This is a genomic window from Paraburkholderia dioscoreae (assembly GCF_902459535.1).
Taxonomy (GTDB): Bacteria; Pseudomonadota; Gammaproteobacteria; order Burkholderiales; family Burkholderiaceae; genus Paraburkholderia; species Paraburkholderia dioscoreae.
Genome location: NZ_LR699553.1, coordinates 2,730,972 through 2,751,776, shown reverse-complemented (window position 1 = coordinate 2,751,776; position 20,805 = coordinate 2,730,972). Strand labels below are relative to the sequence as shown.

Genomic DNA, 20,805 nt, shown 5'->3' with positions numbered 1-20,805 from the left:
TGAGAGTGATATGAAGGCAATTTATTGCGACGAGGCAGGAAATTCTGGCCAACGGCTTCTCGATGCAGAACAACCTCATTTCGTGCTCGTCTCAAACGACTTTGGAACAGAGGAGGCAACCTCACTCCTTACTCATGTGCAATCACCTCAAGGGGCCGAGCCGAAATTCAAAACGCTGAGAAAGTCGCCGGACGGTATCAATCGCCTCATCCGCTTCCTCTCGGATCCTCGCCTCGACAACAGCCGGCTGGTTATTCACTGCTTCGACAAGAAATTTATGGTTGTGACGAAGATGGTGGACCTCGTTGTCGAAACGCTGCAGCACGAAATGGGACGGGATCTCTATCAAGGTGGTGCTAATCTCGCGATGTCGAATATGATGCATTTCTGTCTCCCGGAATTCTGTGGGGAAGCGGTGGCGGAAAAGTTACTCGAGGCGTTCGTTGAATTGATGAGAGCGCGAACGGATGAAGCTGTGCAGGCCTATTACCTTGCAGCTCGAGAAGCTGTGGATGCATCTGCCGACAATGATTTCAGAAATTTCCTTGCGCCGTTCGCGGACCAAGAGTTGTTTCACACATGGTTTGACGGGATGGGTCCCAATGTGCTTGATCCAGCAATTCCGGCCTTGTTCAGCCAGATGGGCGTCTGGGGTGCTAGAAAGTCTGATCGATTTCGCGTTGTTCATGACAAGTCGAAGCCAATTCTTGCGACACAGGATCAGTTTGAACAGATGATGGCAATGTCAGGCGAGCCGTCACAGCTCGTCGGATACGATCGACGCAAATTCCATTTTCCTCTTCGAGCGACATCGCTTGAGCAGGGCGACTCGAAGGAGCACCCACAAATTCAGGTTTCCGACCTGTGTGTCGGAGCGGTAGCCCGATTCATGAAATATAAAGACAGCGGGGTACCCGACACGCTCACTGAGGCCTTTGTCGACCTTGTTGGGCATCGCTGGGAATTTGATGGAGTTATGCCTAGCGCCGCAGTGACACCCAAGGATCTGAAAACTGATTCGACAGATGCGAGGAATCCGATCGACGCGATACTGAGCCATCTAGTGCGCCGCGGTCGAAAATAGCTGAAACGGTGACCATAGCTGTCGGCGACGTCGGCCAAGATAATCCGGGACGATCCGAGACCTAGGTCAGGCCGGACGTTTGCAAAACTTTGATCAGGCGTCGGAATTCGTCGACGTCACCGTCGCTCTTCCATCGATTGATGAAACGACAAACCAGTTGCAGATTGCCGCGCTCGTAATGGCCGCTGCTTTCGATGCGATCAAGCGAGCACAGCATCTCCGGGTCTGTCTCCACACCTATGAACTGAAGCTGAAGAGAGGTGATCGCGCACAGGTTTTGCTGCTGCTTGGCGAGATCCTTGATGTATTCCTCGAGTTCGGGCTGCGAGGAGAACATCATGTCCTTGTTTTTCAAGGTACGAGTGACGTCTTGACCGTTCGCGTAGGCTGTCGTCTGCATGGCTGTGTACGCCATTTGCCATGCGGACTTTGCGATCGGATCGTAGTTGGTCACTTGGCCTTTGCCGGACTTCTGACGGGCGGCTTCCCAAAGCGGCTGCGAATGCCACTGCGCAAGACTGTCGCCGTTGATCAGTGCGAGTGCATAGTCGGGATGAGTCGCCACAGACTGAACTGTGGCCTCCGTCGTGAGGAACCAGCGAGCGGTCGGATGAATTTCTTTCCAGAGGAGACGGTTGCCTTTCCTGTCACGGTTCGACCACGGCTCCACCGGCTTATGCGTTATGTAGATCTCGCTCGTCTTACCGTTCGGATCGTTCCATGGTTCGAGCGTGGTAGTAGCCGGCTCTGCCTTTGACACTGTCCACCACAGGTAGTCGCCATCGCGATGGATCCAGATGTCACCTGCTGTGCTAAGAATGATCTCTGGCAGATTGAACCAGCGTCCTGCCGTCTGGGCTACCGTGCCAAGCGTCTTGGCAACGGCAATATAGCCCTCACGATCACGTCGTTCCCAGAACGGACGCAGTCTTACATCTTCGAACAGGGCGATCGTGGATCGCTCAAGACACGTTGGCCAGAGATGGTTCTGGATGCCGAGATTTGCAATGTATATCTTCATGCAGCAAGTCTCCGTCGTTTAATCGCGGAGTATAAAGTAGTCAGCAAAAGGAGGGCCCCAAAGGTCCTTCTATGCTCGATTTCCCGACTGAATTACTGTGCAAGCTTTCATGCTTTGTCGGTGTTCGCCATCGGGATGGTGTTTGTCATGTCAACCGTCGGCTCATTAAGCACATCTGCAATCGCAATTGGTTGGTTTTTGTATGACGGCGATGAAGGCGAGCCAACAACTCTCGCCGTGTTTTCTAGAACTCTTGACCAGATCAATTCGAGGCGATGAAGATGCGACGCACTGCGGCGCTCCTCGGGGGATTCTAGCGACAGAACTCGCTCGGGAAGCGGACGTTCACCCGTCGTTCGGCGCTAAGACGGCTTCGGGTCGAGAGTGGTCCGACAGGAAATTAATGAGCGTGGGCTATGGCGTAGGTCATCGCGCAAAGCCTTATCTGGCGGGGCGGAGATACTGCTGCATCATCGGCGTATGTTGTGCGACGTCGCTGGCCGCTGCGGTTTGAATGCCCATCCTCGGTGTCTTCTTGCGTTAGCTGTTCAGGGCGTGAGTTTAACCTGTCGTCAGGGCGAACGGACCCTGGCCGGATGGCCAATCCGCACGGCGAACCCCAAGCTCTGGCGAGAAGCCCGTGGCAACAGGGCGCGGGCCGGCCGCGCCGCGCCCGCTTCATCTTCGTTACGGCCTCATTCTTCCACCAGGGCCCGCATGTCCACCATGCGCGCGTTCATCGCGCTGCGCCGTTTTGCGAGCCACATCATGAAGGTGATGAAGGTGCCGAACACGACGATGATCCATTGCGCCGGCATCTTCGCCGTCAGCAACAGCGCGTACGCGCCGAGCATCAGCAGCACGGCGAGATTCTGGTTGAAATTCTGCACCGCGATCGAATGCCCCGCGGAGAGCAGCGTCGCGCCGCGATGCTGAAGAAGCGCGTTCATGGGCACGATGAAAAAGCCCGACAGCGCGCCGAGCAGGATCATCAGCGGATAGGCGAGCAGAATGTAGAACGGCAGGACGTACGTGCCGATGCGAATGCCTGAACCCGGCGGGAACAGATCCTTGTTGTAGAACGCCATGGCGATCGCCACCGCGCCGGTCAGGATGCCGACCGGCAACACGCGCAGCGACTTGCGCAACGGAATCAGCGCGGCCGCGGCCGCCGCGCCGACCGCGATGCCCAGACCCGTAACGCCTTGCATGACCGCCGCCTTCGAGAGCGACAGCCCGAGATTCACGTTGGCCCATTTGAGCACCAGCAATTGCAGCGTCACGGCGCCGCCCCACATCAGGGTCGTCACCCACAGCGCGATCTGCGCGAGTTTGTCGGCCCACAGCACGTTGAAGCAATGATAGAAATCGCCGACCAGCTTCTTCGGTTCCTTGAGGCGGTTTTCATAACGCGCGCCGGTGTCGGGAATGAAGATGTTGATCGCGGCGGCGATCGCGTAGGTCACCATCGTCGCGAACATGGCGAGGTCGGCGGAAGAGCGGATCAGCGGCAGATGCGCATGCGCGACGAATTTGTCCGCGAAGGTGCTGATCAGCGCGCCGCCCACCATCGTGCCGACAATGGTCGACAGCACGGTGGCCGATTCGAGCCACGCATTCGCCTTGACGAGTTTTTCCGCGGGCAGCAGTTCAGTGAGGATGCCGTACTTGGCGGGCGAATACGCGGCCGCGCCGAAGCCGACCACGCCGTACGCAATCATCGGATGAACGCCAGCGATCATCATCAGGCAGCCGCTCGCCTTCAACGCGTTGGAGATGAACATGACGTACCGCTTTTGCATCGAATCGGCGAAAGCGCCGACGAACGGCGCGAGCAGCACGTACGAAACAGTGAAGAAAATCTGCAGCAGCGGCGTGACCCAGGCGGCCGAGCGAATCACGGAGAGCAACGCGATGGCCGCGATCAACAGCGCATTGTCCGCAAGCGACGAAATGAACTGCGCCGCGATGATTGTGTAGAAGCCTTTTTTCATGAAGCGGATTGGAAGCTGTGCGCGCAGTCAGGCGCAAAGCAGGGCGCAGCGAAAACGCGCGAAACGCAGCCGGCAATCGAGTACGCCGGCGCGGCTTCCCGCTTTTGTAGCACGAACGCCCGCTGCAGGCGCGCCAACGAGAAAGCGGCCGAAGCCGCTTTCTCATTCCGGATGCCGGCAAGAAACGGGCGCCATGATGCGAGCGCTTAAGCCGATTGCTGGCGCGTGCGGCTGTAGCGCGACAGGATCGGAATCATCTGTGCGTAGACTTTCGGGTTGCCCGCGACGATTTCGCCAATGTGCAGGAAATCGGAATCGCCCGTGTAGTTGCCGACCAGACCGCCGGCTTCTGTGATCAGCAGGCTACCCGCGGCGACGTCCCACGCATTCAAACCTTGCTCGAAGAAGCCGTCCATGCGGCCGGCGGCGACGTTCGCCAGATCCAGCGCGGCGGCGCCCGGACGGCGCAGGCCGGCGCAGGCCTGGGTCATTTCAGCGAACTGGCGGCCATACGCTTCGAGGCCGTCCGTTTCGCGGAACGGGAAGCCGGTGCCGATCAGGCCGTCAGCCAGACGGTCGCGCTTGGCCACGCGGATGCGGCGATCGTTGAGGAACGCGCCACGGCCGCGCGAGGCGGTGAACAGGTCGTTGCGGGTCGGGTCGTAGACCACGGCTTGCGTCACGATGCCCTTGTGAGCCAGTGCGATCGACACGCAGTAGTACGGAAAACCGTGGATGAAATTGGTGGTGCCGTCGAGCGGATCGATGATCCACTGGTATTCGGATTCGTTATCCGACTTGCCGGATTCTTCCGCGAGGATGGCGTGATCGGGGTAGGCGGTCTTCAGCGTGTCGATGATCGCCGCTTCAGACGCTTTGTCGACCTCCGTGACGAAATCGTTGTGCTGTTTCTTGCTGACCTGGACGAGATCGAGGTCGAGCGACGCACGGTTGATAAGCTGGGCTGCGCGGCGCGCGGCCTTCACAGCGATATTGAGCATGGGATGCATGAGACTGGATCCTTGTGCCGGGGCAGCACGGCTGCTGGCCGGTAAATGAGCGCTAACCTGCGCTAATCGGGCGCTCTCTGGGAGGCGCGGAAACAGCACGGAACGGCCGCCCGGTACAGCACCGGTGCGCATTCCGCCGACGGAGACGAATTGGATAAGAACGAGGCGCTCATGCAAGGCCGGATGGCAAAGCTGGACGCGAGTTTCGGCATTTTACCTGAGTCCGGGCGCCGCGGCAGCGTTCGCGGGGCAGGTGGACAATTTGCCTGTTTCTACGCGGCCCGGCCCACCGGTCGCGAGCGTGTTCGCGGGCGTATTTGCGTGCGCACTTGCGTGCAGTCCTGACCGGCTACGGCGTTGGCGCTACCATACGCGTCTTTAGTTTGCCGAATTCCATCGTGGACCATACCCCCCATTCTTCCGATCGTGCCGTAGCCGAATTGCGCGGCGGCTTTACCTCGACCCGCTTCGTGCTCGTCGAGCCGAGCCACCCCGGCAATGTCGGCGCCGCGGCGCGCGCGTTGAAAACCATGGGTTTCTCGCGGCTCGTGCTGGTGTCGCCGCGCGTGCCGCAGGTACAGGCCGATCCGGAGGCCATCGCTATGGCGAGCGGCGCCGACGACGTGCTGGCCTCCGCGCACGTCGTGCCGACGCTCGCCGACGCCTTGAGCGGCGTGCATTGGTCGATCGCGCTGACCGCGCGGCTGCGGGAATACGGGCCGCCGCAATGGGCGCCGCGCGCCGCGGCCGGCGTCGCGCGCGAGCAGGCGATGCACGGCGAGATCGCGCTGGTATTCGGCAACGAGCGCACGGGTTTGTCGAACGAGGATGTCGAGCGGTGCAGCGCGCTCGCGCATATTCCGGCCAATCCGGCCTACAGCTCGCTCAATCTCGCGCAGGCCGTGCAGGTGCTCGCGTACGAGTTGCGCACCACCTATCTTTCGGCCGATAGCGCAACGACCGCGGCGCACGCCGCGCCTCGGGCGGCGGCGGGACCGGCCGAACCGGCCGGCGCACGCGCGGCGAGCGACGAAATCGAAAGCATGTTCATGCATCTGGAAAGCGCGCTGGTCGCGCTCGAATTTCTCGATCCGGCCAATCCGAAGAAGCTGATGTCGCGTCTGCGGCGGCTGTTCGCGCGCTCCGGTCTTGAGCGTGAGGAAGTGAATATCGTGCGCGGCATCGCCAAACACATTCTGTTGAAGACCGGACCCAAGGGCGGCGACGCGTCCTGAGAACGGCGTGCCGTTCCGATAGCCGGATAGCCGGCGACGACCCCGCCGGCAGCGTGGGCTTGCGGCACGTTGCGCGCATTCGCCCTACAATCCTCGAAACGTTCTAAGCAAAGCTGCTGCCGTGCTATGCGGCAAGCCGTGCCGGCATGCGTGCGTTGTCGCGCGTGTGGCCCTTTCTCCTACAACACAGTCCCTTGCCATGTTCACGAGACTTCGCGAAGACATTGCCACGATCCGCGAGCGCGACCCCGCCGCCCGCAGCGCCTGGGAAGTCCTCACGTGTTACCCGGGGCTGCACGCGCTCGTGCTGCACCGGCTCGCTCATGCATGCTGGCAGGCAAGGCGCCGCTGGCTCGCACGTTTCGTCTCGCAGGTGGCGCGCTTCATGACCGGCATCGAAATCCATCCGGGCGCGACGCTCGGGCGGCGCGTATTCATCGATCACGGTATGGGCGTGGTGATCGGCGAGACTGCCCAGGTCGGCGACGACTGCACCATCTACCAGGGCGTGACGCTCGGCGGCACGTCGCTCACTCGCGGGGCGAAACGGCATCCGACGCTCGAGCGCGGCGTGATCGTCGGCGCGGGCGCGAAGGTGCTCGGCGGCTTTACGATCGGCGCGGAGGCGAAGATCGGTTCGAACGCGGTGGTGACCAAGCCCGTGCCGGCGCGCGGCACTGCGGTGGGCAATCCGGCGCGGATCATCGTGCCGGCGGCGGCTGCGGTGGCGTCGGAAGTGGCTTCCGCTGCGGTGAATTCCGATTCCGGCGGCGCCGCGAGCGATGCGAAACGCTCGGTCGGAAGCAGTGGCTTCTGCGCGTACGGCATCACGCCGAATGCAGACGATCCCGTGTCGCTGGCGATTCACGGCCTGATCGATCACGCGGCCACGCAAGCGAAGCGCATCGACGAAATCGTCGATGCGCTGGACCGGCTGGGCACGAGTCTCGAAGCAATACAAGGCGCGGACGCGGCGCTGCTCGATCTGCGGCGCCTGTCGGCCGCAATCGCGGGCAAGGTGGATGGGGCGGTGGCGGAGCGCTGATGCTGCCAGCCGAAGCCGAAGCCGAAGCCGAAGCCGAAGCCGAAGCCGAAGCCGAAGCCGAAGCCGAAGCCGAAGCCGAAGCCGAACGCTCGCGCTTGGCGCCACCATCAACACCACACTGCGCGGGCGCTAACCCAAGGGCAGCCAGCAGCGCTGAATGCGGCCCGCAGGCAGGCCAGTATTAATGCTGGCACGCTGAGCGGCGACAGCGCCGTAATCAACCGCCGCCACAATCAATCCAGCGGCAGCGCCCGAATCCCTTCAGCATCGATACGCAGATACCCGCCACGGCGCTCGCCGTGGTCCAGATCCCAATCCGGCAGAACCCAGCGCGTGCCGCCCGGTTCGCGATGCCGCGCCGGCCGGTGCGTGTGCCCATGAATGATGGTCGCCGTTTTCGACGACTTGAACAACGCGCCCACCGCCGCGGCCGTCACGTCGTACTTCGGCGAAACCGGCCGCGCGCGGCCTTGTTCGCTTTTCGAGCGCATGTTCTCGGCGAGCTTCTGACGCCAGCGGAACGGCCACGCCAGAAAAAGCATCTGCGCGAAACGGCTGCGCCCAAGACGTCGGAACATTTGATAGCCGCGATCCGCGGTGCACAGCCCGTCGCCGTGCGCGAGCGCGATACGCGTGCCGAATGCGGTGATCACGAAAGGGTCGGGTAGCCAGATCGCGCCGGCCGCTCTCATGAAACGCTTGCCCAGCAGAAAATCGCGGTTGCCGTGCATGACGTAGAGCGCAATGCCGCGCTCGGACAATGTGTGCAGCAGCGCCGCCATACGCGCGACGAACGGCTCGACGAGCATGTCGTCGCCGATCCAGTACTCGAACAGGTCGCCGAGGATGAAAACCGAATCGGCCTGCTCGGCGGTGACGCGGATGAAATGCTCGAACGCGGCGACCGTATGCGGAATCGCCTCGCTCAAGTGAAGATCGGAGAGGAAAAAAAACGGGCGTGCGGCGTGCGGGCGCTTGCCCTCGCCAGGCACGCCCGCGGCGACGCTTCGCAGCGGCGTTTCTTGCAGCATTGAAGGTGCCTGATGTCAGTTCGAACGAGTCGACGCTTGGTTCACGCTTCGTTCACGTTCAGTCGACGATCACAGCTTTTTCGATCACCACGTCGTCAGCCGGCACGTCCTGATGGAAGCCCTTCGAGCCCGTCTTGACCTTCTTGATCTTCTCGACGATGTCCATGCCTTCGACCACCTTGCCGAACACGGCGTAGCCCCAGCCCTGCGGCGTCGGCGACGAATGGTTCAGAAAGTCGTTGTCGTTCACGTTGATGAAGAACTGCGCCGTGGCCGAATGCGGGTCGTTCGTGCGAGCCATCGCGATCGAGCCGTTCACGTTCTTCAGACCGTTGTTCGCTTCGTTGGTGATCGGCTCGGCCGTCGGCTTCTGCTTCATGCCGGGCTCGAAGCCGCCGCCCTGGATCATGAAGCCGTCGATCACGCGGTGAAACACCGTGTTGTCGTAGTGGCCGGCCTTCACGTAGTTGAGGAAGTTCTCAACCGATTTCGGCGCCTTTTCAGCGTCCAGTTCGAGTTTGATGACGCCGTGGTTCGTATGCAGTTCAACCATGATGGAATCCTTTGATGAACGGGGTGGGTAAAAGGCGCGGCAAGTCGTCATGAACTGACGCCGGGCCGCGCCGGGGCGTGGATTGTGCGCTGACGCTTTTTATTCAGGCGCGCTGTATGTGTTGCTGTGTGTTGCCGTATGTTGCGCGCCTTGATTGCTGCAATTACTTGCCGACGACCGTTGCCGACTCGATCACGACCGGCTTTTGCGGCACGTCGCTCATCGGGCCGCGCGAGGTGGTGGGTGTGCCTTCGATCTTCTTCACGACGTCCATGCCGCCCGTGACCTTGCCGAACACCGCATAGCCGTTGCCGTCCGGATTCGGATAGTCGAGGCCGGCATTGTCCACCGTGTTGATGAAGAACTGCGCGGTGGCCGAATTCGGATCGCTGGTGCGCGCCATGGCGAGCGTGCCGGTCGTGTTCTTCAGACCGTTACGGCTTTCGAGCACGATCGGAGCGCGCGTGGGCTTCTCAGCGAAACTCTGCGTATAGCCGCCGCCCTGAATCATGAAGCCGCGAATCACGCGATGGAAAATCGTGCCGCTGTACTGGCCGGACTTCACGTAGTCGAGGAAGTTGGCGACCGTCTTGGGCGCTTTCTCGGGATACAACTCGACACGAATGTCGCCTTCCGATGTCTTGAAGAGGACGGACGGATGCGCGGCTTGCGAACCGGACTGGGCAAAGGCGGGCGCGTTTGCGATCAGGGCGGCGCTGCCGAGCGCCAACATCAACCATTTCATGAAGATCCTCAGGGTTGGAAAAACGTGTTGCGCGAAAACTTAACGGCGTTACTTCGACGGCGCCATGTAGGGCGGCATGGCGAGCGAGCCGTTCGCGCCGCCGTACTGGAAGCTCGGCGTCTGCGTCATGTTCATGTTCGAGGTGGCGCGCGCGGTGTAGTTGTCTTCCGCGGTGGCGGCCTGCTGTGCCGGCGCGTGGGTTCTGACCGGCGAGATGACCTTCTGGATGTCCGCGAGGCGCTGCGTGGTGGTGGGGCTCACCTTGCCGAGGCTCTGCGCGCGGCGATAGGCTTCGTTGGCCATACGCAGATACAGGTCGCCGAGATTTTCGTATGCGAGGCCGTAGCCCGGGTTGACCTTGGTCGCCGTTTCGAGCGCGGCGCGCGCTTCGGCATAACGGCCTTGCTTCGCGTACAGCGCGGCGAGGTTGTTATACGGCTCGGGCAACTCGGGGTAGGTTTGCGTGAGTTCGGTGAACGCGGTGATGGCTTCGTCGTCGCGGCCCAGGTGGGCGAGCACCGTGCCGCGCTTGAACTTCGCTTGCGCGTCGCGCGGATTCGAGGCGATGCGCGCGTCGAGCTGGGTCAAGGAGGCGGCCCAGTTTTTCTGCGCGATCGACGCGTCGATTTCCGGCGTGTTGTCGCGCACGGCGGGACCTTGCGGCAGCGTGGCGGTCTTCTGCGCAAAGGCGGCCGCTGCCGGCACGGTCGCAAGGGCCACAGCCAGGGTGATGCGCAAAGCGAGGGCACGGGTCGCGCCGGGCGCAACGCCGCCGCTCATGCCGTGCGTCACGCCGCGCGCGACGCTACCAAAGGCCGTCGCGGCGAGGGTCGCAGCGCTGCGCGCGCGGCCGCTTGAAGGTTTCATAGGCTCAGGTCTGGATGTTATACTCCGACCCATTCTAACAAAAGGTCTGCGCGTTCCGTCGAACCGCAAACTGTCTTTTCGCCACTCGTGGTCGTCTCCGCCTTGACCGCAGCCTGACCGCCGCACCCGTTGCACCGGTTTTGCTGTATGCGCTGCACCCCGCCGTCTGTTCGCTGGGCGCGGCGCGCATGAAACACATTGCGGATTTCTTTCGGCCCACGCACCGTTCTCTATGGAATCACTGCGCATCTACAACACGCTCGCGCGTGACAAGCAAACTTTCGTGCCGCTGCAAGACGGTGTCGTGCGGATGTACGTCTGCGGGATGACCGTGTACGACTATTGTCACGTCGGTCATGCGCGGGTCATGGTCGTGTTCGACATCGTGCAGCGCTGGTTGCGCACGCTCGGCTACGACGTGACCTACGTGCGCAACATCACCGACATCGACGACAAGATCATCCGGCGCGCGGTCGAGAATGGCGAAACGATCAAATCGCTGACCGACCGCTTCATCAAGGCACTGCATGAAGACGCGGACGCGCTCGGCATCCAGCGGCCCGACATCGAGCCACGCGCCACGGATTTTATTCCGCAGATGCTCGGCATGATCGAGCGGCTCGAGGCGAACGGCTACGCCTATCAGGCGAGCGACGGCGACGTGAACTACGCGGTGCGCAAGTTCGCGAACTACGGCAAGCTCTCGGGCAAGTCGCTCGAAGATCTGCGCGCGGGCGAGCGCGTCGCCGCGAACGACGCGAAGCAGGATCCGCTCGACTTCGTGCTGTGGAAACAGGCCAAGCCCGACGAGCCCGCCGACACCGGCTGGGATTCGAAGTACGGGCGCGGCCGTCCGGGCTGGCATATCGAATGCTCGGCGATGGGCTGCACGTTGCTCGGCGAACATTTTGACATTCATGGTGGCGGCCAGGATCTGCAGTTTCCGCACCACGAAAACGAGATTGCGCAAAGTGAAGCTGCCACCGGTCAAACCTTCGTCAATTTCTGGATGCACAACGGCTACGTACAGATCGACAATGAGAAGATGTCGAAGTCGTTGAACAACTTCTTTACGATTCGCGAAGTATTGGCGCAGTACGATGCCGAGGTCGTGCGGTTTTTCATCGCGCGCGCGCATTACCGCTCGCCGCTGAACTACAGCGACGTGCATATCGACGACGCCCGCAACGCCCTCACGCGTCTGTACACCGCGCTGAAGGACGTCACGCCTGACGGCGCGGAACTCGACTGGAACGAAGCGTATGCGCAGCGTTTCCAGGCAGCAATGAACGACGACTTCAACACGCCGGTTGCGGTATCGGTGTTGTTCGAGTTGGCAAGTGAAGTGAACCGCACGCGCGACTCCGCGCTGGCCCGTCAATTGCGTTCGCTTGGCGCGGTGATCGGACTGCTCGGCCGCGAGCCGCGTGCCTACCTGCAGCAGGCGGCGGGCACAGCGGCCGTGGGCGCGCTCGAGGCCGCAGCGATCGAAGCGAAGATTGCCGCGCGCGCGGCCGCGAAGCAGTCGAAGGACTTTGCGGCGGCAGACCGGATCCGGTCCGAATTGCTCGAGGCCGGCGTTGCACTTGAAGACAAACCCGGCGGGTTGACCGAGTGGCGGCGCGTGTGAGCGCACCTCGAGCTTCCCTTTGATCGACTCGCCAGGCAGGAGGCAGGATGGCAACGGCCACGAAGACGCCGGCTAAACGAGCCGCGTCTCAAACAAACGCGGCAGCCGCGGGAAAGTCGACACGCACGTCGGCTCGCACGGGCAGCGGCGTGTTAAAGAAAGCATCGTCGAAAGCCGCCGGGGCGGTGGCCGAGACCGCAGCGGGCGCATCGAAAAAGACTTCGGTCAAGCGCGCGCTCAACGGCGCGTCGGTACATGCGCCTGTCGCGAAACGCGCGAAGGCGTCGCGTGCAAAGAGCAATGGCGCATTGCCGGCCGAACTGGCCGGCGACGTGCAGGAACTGGCCCGTGTGACAGGCGAGGGGCACGAAGGCGAAGTCGTGCGCAAGACGCGCGCATCCGCTACCGCGGGGGGCGAAGCGGCGAGCGCGAGCGAAGTCGCGGTGCCGGTGCAGATCGGCGGCCTCACGCCCGAGGTTACGCGGCCGGCGTATTGGGACAAGGCGTGTGCCGACCTTGTCAAGCGCGATCGTATTCTGAAGAAGCTGATTCCGAAGTTCGGTCCGGTGCATCTGTTGAGCCGCGGCGATCCGTTCGTCACGCTCGCGCGCTCGGTGGTGGGGCAGCAGATTTCGGTCGCGTCAGCACAAGCAGCGTGGGCGAAAGTCGAGGCCGCCTGCCCGAAGCTGGTGCCGCAGCAGTTCATCAAGCTCGGTCTGGAAAAGCTGACTACATGCGGGTTGTCCAAACGCAAAGCCGAGTACGTGCTCGATCTCGCGCAGCATTTCGTTTCGGGTGCGTTGCACGTCGGCAAATGGACGTCGATGGAAGACGAGGCGGTGATCGCCGAGCTCACGCAGATTCGCGGCATCGGCCGCTGGACGGCGGAGATGTTCCTGATCTTCAATCTGTCGCGCCCGGATGTCCTGCCGCTCGACGACCTGGGACTGATCCGTGCGATCAGCGTCAACTATTTCAGCGGTGAGCCGGTCACGCGCAGCGAAGCGCGCGAAGTCGCCGCCAACTGGGAGCCGTGGCGTACCGTCGCCACCTGGTATATGTGGCGTAGTCTGGACCCGCTGCCGGTCGACTACTGAAGAACAAGAAACGGAATCAGATCAAAAACTATCGACTGTTAAAAATTGATAGTTGAGAAATGGTTTTGACATCGGCGAGCGCGGTTAGAATACGCGCTGCCGGTAAGTCCAAGGATTACAACCAATGAAGACCACCTTTCTGGATTTCGAACAGCCGATCGCTGAACTCGAAGCGAAGATCGAAGAATTGCGCTTCGTGCAGGACGATTCGGCCGTCGATATTTCGGAAGAGATCGAGCGGCTGTCCAAGAAAAGTCAACAGCTCACCAAAGATCTGTACGCGAACCTCACGCCGTGGCAGGTTTCGCAAATCGCTCGCCATCCGCAACGTCCATACACGTTCGACTACGTGAACGAGCTGTTCACCGATTTCCACGAACTGCACGGTGACCGCAACTATGCGGACGACCTGTCGATCGTCGGCGGCCTTGCGCGTTTCAACGGCCAGGCCTGCATGGTGATCGGCCATCAGAAGGGCCGCGACACCAAGGAGCGCGCGCTGCGCAACTTCGGCATGCCGCGTCCGGAAGGCTATCGCAAGGCCGAACGTCTGATGCGTCTCGCCGAAAAATTCGGCTTGCCGATTTTCACCTTCATCGACACGCCGGGCGCGTATCCGGGCATTGGCGCGGAAGAGCGCGGTCAGTCGGAGGCGATCGGCCGCAATCTGTACGTGATGGCTGAATTGAAGACGCCGCTGATCGCGACGATCATCGGTGAAGGCGGTTCGGGCGGCGCGCTGGCCATTGCTGTGGGCGACAGCGTGCTGATGCTGCAATTCTCGACCTATTCGGTGATTTCGCCGGAAGGCTGCGCATCGATTCTGTGGAAGAGCGCCGCGAAAGCGCCGGAAGCCGCGGAAGCGCTTGGCCTGACCGCGCATCGGCTGAAGGCGCTCGGTTTGATCGACAAGATCGTCAACGAGCCGCTCGGCGGCGCGCATCGCGATCCGAAGGGCATGGCCGCCATGCTGCGCCGTGCGCTTGCCGATTCGCTGCGCCAGTTCCAGGGCATGAGCATCAATGACCTGCGCCAACGCCGTTTCGAACGGTTGATGTCGTACGGCAAGTTCAAGGAAACGACGCCGGGTGCCTAAGCCCGCGCGCGTTCTCTTTCGTCCTTCAGCGCCCAGCGTGCGAGCGACGTGACTTCCACCGCCGAAACATCTGCCGACCGCCTCGTTATCGAGGCGGTCGGCTTTTCGTTGTCCAGGCTTTCCGCAACCGCCCGTATTGCGATTGCGTTTAGCGGCGGCGTGGATTCGAGCGTGCTGCTCGATGCCGCAGTGCGTGTCGCTGGCGCGTCGCGCTGCGTGGCGTTGCACGTGCATCACGGCCTGAGCGCTCATGCGGATGCGTGGCTCGCGCATTGCGACGCGTTCGCGCGGGAGCGTGGCGTCGAGTTCGCTGCGGAGCGCGTCGTGGTGTCGCGTGACACGGGTGTGAGCGTCGAGGCCGCCGCGCGCGATGCGCGTTATCGCGCGCTCGAAGGCATGTGCGCGTCGCGCGGTGTCGCCACGCTCTGGCTCGCGCAACATGCGGACGATCAGGCGGAAACGGTGCTGCTGCAGTTGCTGCGGGGTGCCGGCCTCGCGGGTCTTGCCGCGATGGCGCCGGAGTATTTGCCGGCGAAGGCGTCGGCAACACGCGTGCGGCCTTTGCTACATCTGCTGCGTGCGCAGCTCGAACAATATGCGAGCGAGCGTGCGCTACGCTGGATCGACGACGAGTCGAATGCGGACACGCGCTATGCGCGCAACGCGTTGCGCCACGATGTGATGCCGGCGCTCGCTGTCCACTTTCCCGGCTTTCGTGACGCACTGGCTCGCACGGCGGCACACGCGGCGTCCGCGCAGCGCTTGCTCGATGAACTCGCGCGCATCGACATGGAAGCCACATCACGCGACGAAGGACGCGCGCTCTCGCACGACGCCTTGCTCGCGCTCGACGACGACCGCGCGCTTAACCTCATGCGCTACTGGATGCGCACGCTGGGCCTCGCCGCTGCGTCGAGCGTGCGTCTTGGCGACGCGCTGCGTCAACTGCGCGAAATCGGCGCGGCGGGTGAGGGCCATGCGCTGCGTGTCGATCACGCGGGTCATGCATTGCGCAGCTACCGCGGCCTCGTGTACTGGGAATCCGGAGACAGCAGCGAGCCCGCCGACGAAACCGCGCTCGCCCCGCGCGCGGTCGGCGAACTGGCATGGCAGGGCGAGTCGGTCTGGCGCTTGCCGCAATGGCGCGGCACGTTCGTATTCGCCGATGCGGCCGCGGGCGAGCCCGACGCGATGCCTATCAGTCTTTTGCGGGGCGCTGTGTTGAGCGCACGCTCGCGCAGCGGCGGCGAACGGATGCGCACGGGTGCGGCGCGCAATGCGCCGGGCCGCACCCTGAAAAACCTGTTCCAGGAGCGCGGTATTCCCGCGTGGAAACGCGACGTGCCACTGCTCTACGTCGGCGAGGAGCTGCTGTTCGTGCCCCTGCTCGGGGTGAATCGCGCTGCGTTGCCAGAGCAGCCCGACGAGGCTGGATCACACGTCAGCATAGCGTGGCGCGAAGATCTGCTGATCGCCTGACCGGCCGGTCGGACACCCCGATGAGCTAACCGGTGAATCCGCAAACGTGGCGCAAATCCGCGTGAAACAAGCCTTTGCCGCCCTTATTGAACGCATTTCGATGGCCTTTGCGGCTTGTCTTTTTACGCTCGATCGGGTAATTTAGCTTGTTTGCCCGACCGCTTTTGCCGTCGCTTTTACCGGTCTGCGATCGTGATCCGTCGTTTCCGATAAGCCATCAGCGATCATTCCCGGGCAAATCCGCGCGTGCTGCACGCGTGCTGCATTTACGCCGCCACACATTTTGCCGTCGTTCACAAGACGTTGCGCTCCTGTGCTTTTGTGCGGTCGTCTCCAGCGCGCCAGCGCGGTTTCTCCTCCAGTTCAGAACGACAATGGCACTCATCGTACACAAATACGGCGGCACCTCGATGGGCTCGGTCGAGCGCATCAAGAACGTCGCCAGGCGCGTCGCGAAATGGCACAAGGCTGGCCACAAGATGGTCGTCGTGCCGTCGGCGATGTCCGGCGAAACCAACCGTTTGCTCGGTCTCGCGAAAGAAATCACGGCTCAGCCGAGCCCGCGCGAACTCGACATGATCGCCGCTACGGGCGAGCAGGTCAGCTCCGGACTGCTCGCCATCGCGCTGCAGGAAGCCGGCGTCGACGCGGTCAGCTACGCCGGCTGGCAAGTGCCGGTCAAAACGGATAGCGCATTCACGAAAGCGCGTATCAGCGAAATCGACGGCGAGCGCGTGCTGCGCGATCTCGACGCGGGCAAGGTGGTGGTGATCACCGGCTTCCAGGGCATCGATCCTGACGGCAATATCACTACGCTCGGCCGCGGCGGTTCGGATACGTCGGCGGTCGCCGTCGCGGCTGCGCTGAAGGCTGACGAGTGCCTGATCTACACGGACGTCGACGGTGTCTACACGACCGACCCGCGCGTGGTGGAAGAAGCACGCCGGCTCGATCGCGTGACGTTCGAAGAAATGCTGGAAATGGCAAGCCTGGGTTCGAAGGTGCTGCAGATCCGCTCGGTGGAATTCGCCGGCAAATATCAGGTGAAAACGCGTGTGCTGTCGAGCCTGACCGATCCGCTGATGCCGCTCGACGCTGAAATGAAGTCGGGCACCCTGATTACTTTTGAAGAAGACGAGACCATGGAAAAAGCAGTCATCTCGGGTATCGCGTTTCAGCGCGATGAAGCTCGCATCGCCGTGATGGGTGTGCCCGACAAGCCGGGCATCGCGTATCAGATTCTCGGCCCGGTGGCGGACGCGAATATCGACGTCGACATGATCATTCAGAACCAGAGCGTGGATGGTAAAACGGCGTTCACGTTCACGGTCGGCCGTGGCGACTATCAGCGCGCCATGGACATCCTCACGGGCCAGGTGAAGGGCCACGTGCAGGCCGAGCAGGTGCTGGGCGATCCGAAGGTGTCGAAGGTGTCGGTGGTCGGCGTCGGCATGCGCTCGCACGTCGGTATCGCGAGCACCATGTTCCGCACGCTGTCGGAAGAGGGCATCAACATCCAGATGATCTCGACCTCCGAAATCAAGATCTCGGTATTGATTGACGAGAAGTACATGGAGCTCGCTGTGCGCGCGCTGCATAAAGCGTTCGAACTGGATCAGGCGTAAGTAGCTTTGGGCAACGGAGTGGACAGGAGCGCTCCGTTTGTTTTGCGCGGTCGATGTGAATAAATTGCGTCATCGATGACAAAACTGGCACAAAAAATGTTCGCCAGACATTGACCTTCGCAGTTCGGCCCGCTATTATCTTGGCTTCGTCGCGCTGACTCCCTGCGCGACCGAAAGTTTGGGAGACGTGGCCGAGAGGTCGAAGGCACTCCCCTGCTAAGGGAGCATCTGGGCCAAAACCTGGATCGAGGGTTCGAATCCCTCCGTCTCCGCCAGCGATGGTGGCAAACCCCGCAGAGTTTAGGCTCTGCGGGGTTTTGTTTTTTGGGGCGCATTATTCGATACGTCCTTTCTGCCCGCGTAGTCATAGCCCATCAAACCCTTCTATCACCGGTTTCCGCCGCGTGCGGTGGATGCCCCTCTCGGTTCGGAGAACCAAGCCGCAGTTTCTGCGAGATGATTGGGATCTGTCTGGTAGTCGAACGGCCGTAGCGCGCTACGTTGATAACACCGGCAAACATCGGGCCGAGCTCTGCGATGATCTCGACCCGATGCAAGTATTAGCGGGCGTTTGAATGTTTCATGTCCTCTAATCATCGATGGCCGTCCTTGTGACGAAAAATATGTACAACGAACCGATCTGTTGCATCGTGCAACCTGCCGAACAAAGTGCGCCGAGTAGGGGTAGGGCGGCTCAATCTCTTGCCTGGAGGTCAACCTGCATGCCAAAAAACACGGAGCCTCCGCTAACTGCCCCTTCGCTATCAACATACTCACACACCACGAATGTGAAGGGTATTTCGTACCATGCCGCTGACCGATGAAGTGCTCATGCGACGCTTTAAAGTCCTTATTTTTTCGATATTCTGGATTGGCTGTCTGATCGGCCTGGCTATCTCTATTGACGACACAAAAGATTTTCTCTACGCGGCCGTCAAAGCCCCTGGTCGAGTCGTCCCGCTAAATGCGGGTGGCAGTCATCCGCAGATCGAATATGTAAACAAAAAAGGGGAGCGCGTTTCATACCCTCAGGGCGGGTGGATTGCTGGCTATAAGGTCGGCGACCGGGTCACCGTTCTCTATCTGGAATATTCCCCCAATCCCCGTCCGACGATTGGTCGGGTTGGTGCGATCTGGTTTCCGAGTATTTTATTGACTGCATTTGTTGTAGGTATTCCGGCCATAGGGCTGTTTAATTTATTGATTGTGAAGTTTCCTGGGAAAGGGGATCACAGCAAATGGCGTATCTGAGGCAAAGCAAGTGGACCTATGATACAAGCGCGACGCTGGGTCTCAGTCTGGGTTTTTCCGTGATATCGGGCAGTATGATATCGTTGAATGATCCAGACAGAAATCCGCACCACTTCCATTTTGGCGCGTTCGGCGTTGGGATTTCTCGAGGCCTTGCTCTGACGAGAATAGAAGTTCCTCAGATAATAGTCAGGAACTATGATTTTTCTGGCTCGGTCGCTCTGTATGACGTGATAATCACGCACGTTGCGCCGCTCGCGAACGAAACAACTTGCCACGAAAGTGTCCGCCTATCCTTTTCGACCATGAAGCAGGAATATATCGTTCAGAATCCTCTCGGCGGCAGCGGTGGGACGGTGACGGCCATGATGTATATCAAAGAAAATAGCACCGTCAGATAGAGCAACGCTGCTGTAAGACGACATTGAAGAGACTGTCCATCTGGACGGGGCGCGCCGAATAACGATGGCCTGATGGCGGCGGCAACCCTGCGTGTCCGCCAATGTGCGCCTGCTCGGCCGTCAAGCGCTGCAGCACGCGGCGCCACGAGGACGAAACCTGAGCCGTTACGAACACCCGCACCGATTACAACACCACCCCTTCTTCACCAAAACCTCATCCAATGTAACGAGACGTAACCAGTCACGCGCGAGTGCGATGTTATGCATCAGTTATTACAAAGTTGAAATACGCTGGACAGCGCCTTGCGTTATATTGCCGCCAACAACACATTCTTCCAAAGGGTGATCGATGAAGTCCGCTCGTTTTGTTCCGCTTCTGATCGGGGTTTTCGCGTTGGGCGCGTCGGGTGCTGCAATGGCCGGCGGTCTCAACGTGGGTGTCAACATCGGCATTCCCGCGCCGGTTTACGTCGCGCCGGCACCGGTCTATGCACCGCCGCCGCCGCCTCCGCCGCCGGTCGTGTATCAACCGGCTCCCGTGTACTACGGCGGCCCGTCGATCGTAATCGGCTGGCATGGCGACCGCTATTGGGACGGCCGCCGCTACTGGGCGCGCGATGACTGGTATCGCCATCATCCCCCGGGGCGTTACAACTATGGCCACGACCATTACGATAATCGTCGCGGCTGGCATTGAGCGTCCAGACAGGGATTGATCGAACCGCGAAGTCAAAGAAAAGCCGCCCGGGAGGGCGGTTTTTCTATTGGGCTTCCGCAACAGGCTAGCGAAACACAGCTGCTCGAACAGAGCGCCACACGCTCAAGCGAATCACACTCTCACTCCGCAACAGCAGCCATGCCGCCCACCACCGCATTAAAGCCGCTATCGACGTGCACGATTTCCGCGGTCACGCCGGCCGCCAGATCCGACAGCAGGAAAGCCGCCGTGTTGCCGACCTGTTCGATCGTCACATTGCGCCTGAGCGGCGCATTCTGTTCGACGAACTCGAGAATCTTGCCGAAGCCCTTGATGCCGCTCGCAGCCAGCGTCTTGATCGGGCCCGCCGAAATGCCGTTGACGCGCACGCCTTTGGCGCCGAGCGAGACCGCCAGATACCGCACGCTCGCTTCGAGCGAAGCCTTGGCGAGACCCATCGTGTTGTAGTTCGGAATCGCGCGCTCGGCGCCGAGATAGCTCAGCGTGAGCAACGACGCGTCCGGTGTGAACATGGACTGCGCGGCCTTGGCGAGCGCGGGGAAGCTGTACGCTGAGATGTCATGCGCGATGCGGAAATTTTCGCGCGTCATGCCGTCGAGGAAATTACCGGCAATCGCTTCACGCGGCGCAAAGCCGATCGAGTGGACCAGACCGTCGAGGCCGTCCCAGTGTTGCTTCAGCGAAGCGAAGAGGGCGTCGATCTGCGCGTCGTCGGCGACGTCGCAGGGGAACACCAGTTCGCTGCCGAACTCGCCGGCGAACTCCGTGATGCGGTCCTTGAAGCGCTCGCCGACATAGGTGAACGCCAACTCGGCGCCTTCGCGCCTGCAGGCTTGCGCGATACCGTATGCAATCGAGCGGTTCGACAACAAGCCGGTCAGCAGGATACGTTTGCCAGCGAGGAAGCCCATGGAATCTCCTGT

The 20,805-nt window shown here is 61.3% G+C and carries 19 protein-coding genes and 1 tRNA gene; 12 read left to right on the top strand and 8 right to left on the bottom strand.

The genetic code is table 11. From position 1 onward, the window contains the following. The first annotated feature begins 10 nt into the window (after window positions 1-10). Complete coding sequence (locus tag PDMSB3_RS12280) at window positions 11-1,084, top strand: DUF3800 domain-containing protein (protein WP_165186300.1); 1,074 nt, start codon at window positions 11-13, stop codon at window positions 1,082-1,084. Window positions 1,085-1,145: 61 nt separating this feature from the next. On the opposite strand, the gene PDMSB3_RS12275 is transcribed toward PDMSB3_RS12280, so the two are convergent. From PDMSB3_RS12275 to PDMSB3_RS12265, 3 genes are all read right to left on the bottom strand, one after another. Beyond that, window positions 1,146-2,105 (bottom strand): hypothetical protein, encoded by a 960-nt coding sequence (locus PDMSB3_RS12275; protein WP_165186297.1) that lies wholly within the window; start codon window positions 2,103-2,105, stop codon window positions 1,146-1,148. Between the two features lie 695 nt (window positions 2,106-2,800). Next, window positions 2,801-4,099 carry a lysophospholipid transporter LplT gene (gene lplT / locus PDMSB3_RS12270; protein ID WP_165186294.1) on the bottom strand — a complete coding sequence of 433 codons (1,299 nt, stop codon included), beginning with the start codon at window positions 4,097-4,099 and terminating at the stop codon, window positions 2,801-2,803. A gap of 206 nt (window positions 4,100-4,305) precedes the next feature. Continuing rightward, the gene (locus PDMSB3_RS12265) at window positions 4,306-5,109 is read right to left on the bottom strand and encodes an inositol monophosphatase family protein (RefSeq protein ID WP_007181368.1); all 804 of its coding nucleotides are present in this window, start codon (window positions 5,107-5,109) and stop codon (window positions 4,306-4,308) included. Window positions 5,110-5,507: 398 nt separating this feature from the next. Here PDMSB3_RS12265 and PDMSB3_RS12260 point away from each other — a divergent pair, with 398 nt between their 5' ends. The 3 genes from PDMSB3_RS12260 to PDMSB3_RS12250 all read left to right on the top strand — a co-directional run bounded on the left by PDMSB3_RS12260 (window position 5,508) and on the right by PDMSB3_RS12250 (window position 7,574). Next, window positions 5,508-6,344 carry an RNA methyltransferase gene (locus PDMSB3_RS12260; RefSeq protein ID WP_007181369.1) on the top strand — a complete coding sequence of 279 codons (837 nt, stop codon included), beginning with the start codon at window positions 5,508-5,510 and terminating at the stop codon, window positions 6,342-6,344. 199 nt (window positions 6,345-6,543) lie between these two features. Beyond that, a complete protein-coding gene (gene cysE / locus PDMSB3_RS12255) occupies window positions 6,544-7,389 on the top strand; it encodes a serine O-acetyltransferase (RefSeq protein WP_007181370.1) in 846 nt (281 codons plus the stop codon). Next, window positions 7,389-7,574: a hypothetical protein gene (locus PDMSB3_RS12250; protein ID WP_165186291.1), complete on the top strand. Its 186-nt coding sequence runs from the start codon at window positions 7,389-7,391 to the stop codon at window positions 7,572-7,574. Before cysE ends, PDMSB3_RS12250 begins: the two co-directional genes overlap by 1 nt. A 48-nt stretch (window positions 7,575-7,622) precedes the next feature. Here the strand turns inward: PDMSB3_RS12250 and PDMSB3_RS12245 are convergent, their stop codons facing one another. The 4 genes from PDMSB3_RS12245 to PDMSB3_RS12230 form a co-directional block, all read right to left on the bottom strand. Then, on the bottom strand, window positions 7,623-8,420 hold the full coding sequence (locus PDMSB3_RS12245) for a UDP-2,3-diacylglucosamine diphosphatase (protein ID WP_007181372.1): 798 nt from the start codon (window positions 8,418-8,420) through the stop codon (window positions 7,623-7,625). Between the two features lie 58 nt (window positions 8,421-8,478). Further along, the gene (locus PDMSB3_RS12240) at window positions 8,479-8,973 is read right to left on the bottom strand and encodes a peptidylprolyl isomerase (protein WP_007181373.1); all 495 of its coding nucleotides are present in this window, start codon (window positions 8,971-8,973) and stop codon (window positions 8,479-8,481) included. A 163-nt stretch (window positions 8,974-9,136) separates the two neighbouring features. Next, the gene (locus PDMSB3_RS12235; RefSeq protein ID WP_007181374.1) at window positions 9,137-9,718 is read right to left on the bottom strand and encodes a peptidylprolyl isomerase; all 582 of its coding nucleotides are present in this window, start codon (window positions 9,716-9,718) and stop codon (window positions 9,137-9,139) included. A gap of 48 nt (window positions 9,719-9,766) precedes the next feature. Continuing rightward, window positions 9,767-10,585, bottom strand: coding sequence for a tetratricopeptide repeat protein (locus tag PDMSB3_RS12230; RefSeq protein ID WP_035518029.1), 819 nt, complete (start codon window positions 10,583-10,585; stop codon window positions 9,767-9,769). Window positions 10,586-10,817: 232 nt separating this feature from the next. Between PDMSB3_RS12230 and cysS the strand changes: the two genes are divergently transcribed. The 8 genes from cysS (at window position 10,818) to PDMSB3_RS12185 (ending at window position 19,861) form a co-directional block, all read left to right on the top strand. Beyond that, window positions 10,818-12,215 (top strand): cysteine--tRNA ligase, encoded by a 1,398-nt coding sequence (gene cysS, locus PDMSB3_RS12225; protein ID WP_007181376.1) that lies wholly within the window; start codon window positions 10,818-10,820, stop codon window positions 12,213-12,215. A gap of 47 nt (window positions 12,216-12,262) precedes the next feature. Next, entirely contained in the window at window positions 12,263-13,312 is a 1,050-nt protein-coding gene (locus PDMSB3_RS12220) for a DNA-3-methyladenine glycosylase family protein (RefSeq protein ID WP_007181377.1), read from the top strand. Between the two features lie 124 nt (window positions 13,313-13,436). Beyond that, window positions 13,437-14,408: an acetyl-CoA carboxylase carboxyltransferase subunit alpha gene (locus PDMSB3_RS12215; protein WP_007181378.1), complete on the top strand. Its 972-nt coding sequence runs from the start codon at window positions 13,437-13,439 to the stop codon at window positions 14,406-14,408. 48 nt (window positions 14,409-14,456) lie between these two features. Then, window positions 14,457-15,887 (top strand): tRNA lysidine(34) synthetase TilS, encoded by a 1,431-nt coding sequence (gene tilS / locus PDMSB3_RS12210; RefSeq protein WP_165186288.1) that lies wholly within the window; start codon window positions 14,457-14,459, stop codon window positions 15,885-15,887. A gap of 374 nt (window positions 15,888-16,261) precedes the next feature. Continuing rightward, complete coding sequence (locus tag PDMSB3_RS12205; RefSeq protein ID WP_007181380.1) at window positions 16,262-17,512, top strand: aspartate kinase; 1,251 nt, start codon at window positions 16,262-16,264, stop codon at window positions 17,510-17,512. 181 nt (window positions 17,513-17,693) lie between these two features. Then, window positions 17,694-17,787 (top strand) — tRNA-Ser (locus PDMSB3_RS12200). A gap of 532 nt (window positions 17,788-18,319) precedes the next feature. Then, entirely contained in the window at window positions 18,320-18,763 is a 444-nt protein-coding gene (locus PDMSB3_RS12195; RefSeq protein WP_165186285.1) for a DUF3592 domain-containing protein, read from the top strand. A 750-nt stretch (window positions 18,764-19,513) separates the two neighbouring features. Further along, window positions 19,514-19,861: a hypothetical protein gene (locus tag PDMSB3_RS12185; protein WP_007181383.1), complete on the top strand. Its 348-nt coding sequence runs from the start codon at window positions 19,514-19,516 to the stop codon at window positions 19,859-19,861. Window positions 19,862-20,001: 140 nt separating this feature from the next. Here the strand turns inward: PDMSB3_RS12185 and fabI are convergent, their stop codons facing one another. Then, window positions 20,002-20,793 carry an enoyl-ACP reductase FabI gene (gene fabI, locus PDMSB3_RS12180; RefSeq protein WP_007181384.1) on the bottom strand — a complete coding sequence of 264 codons (792 nt, stop codon included), beginning with the start codon at window positions 20,791-20,793 and terminating at the stop codon, window positions 20,002-20,004. Between the last annotated feature and the right edge of the window lie 12 nt (window positions 20,794-20,805).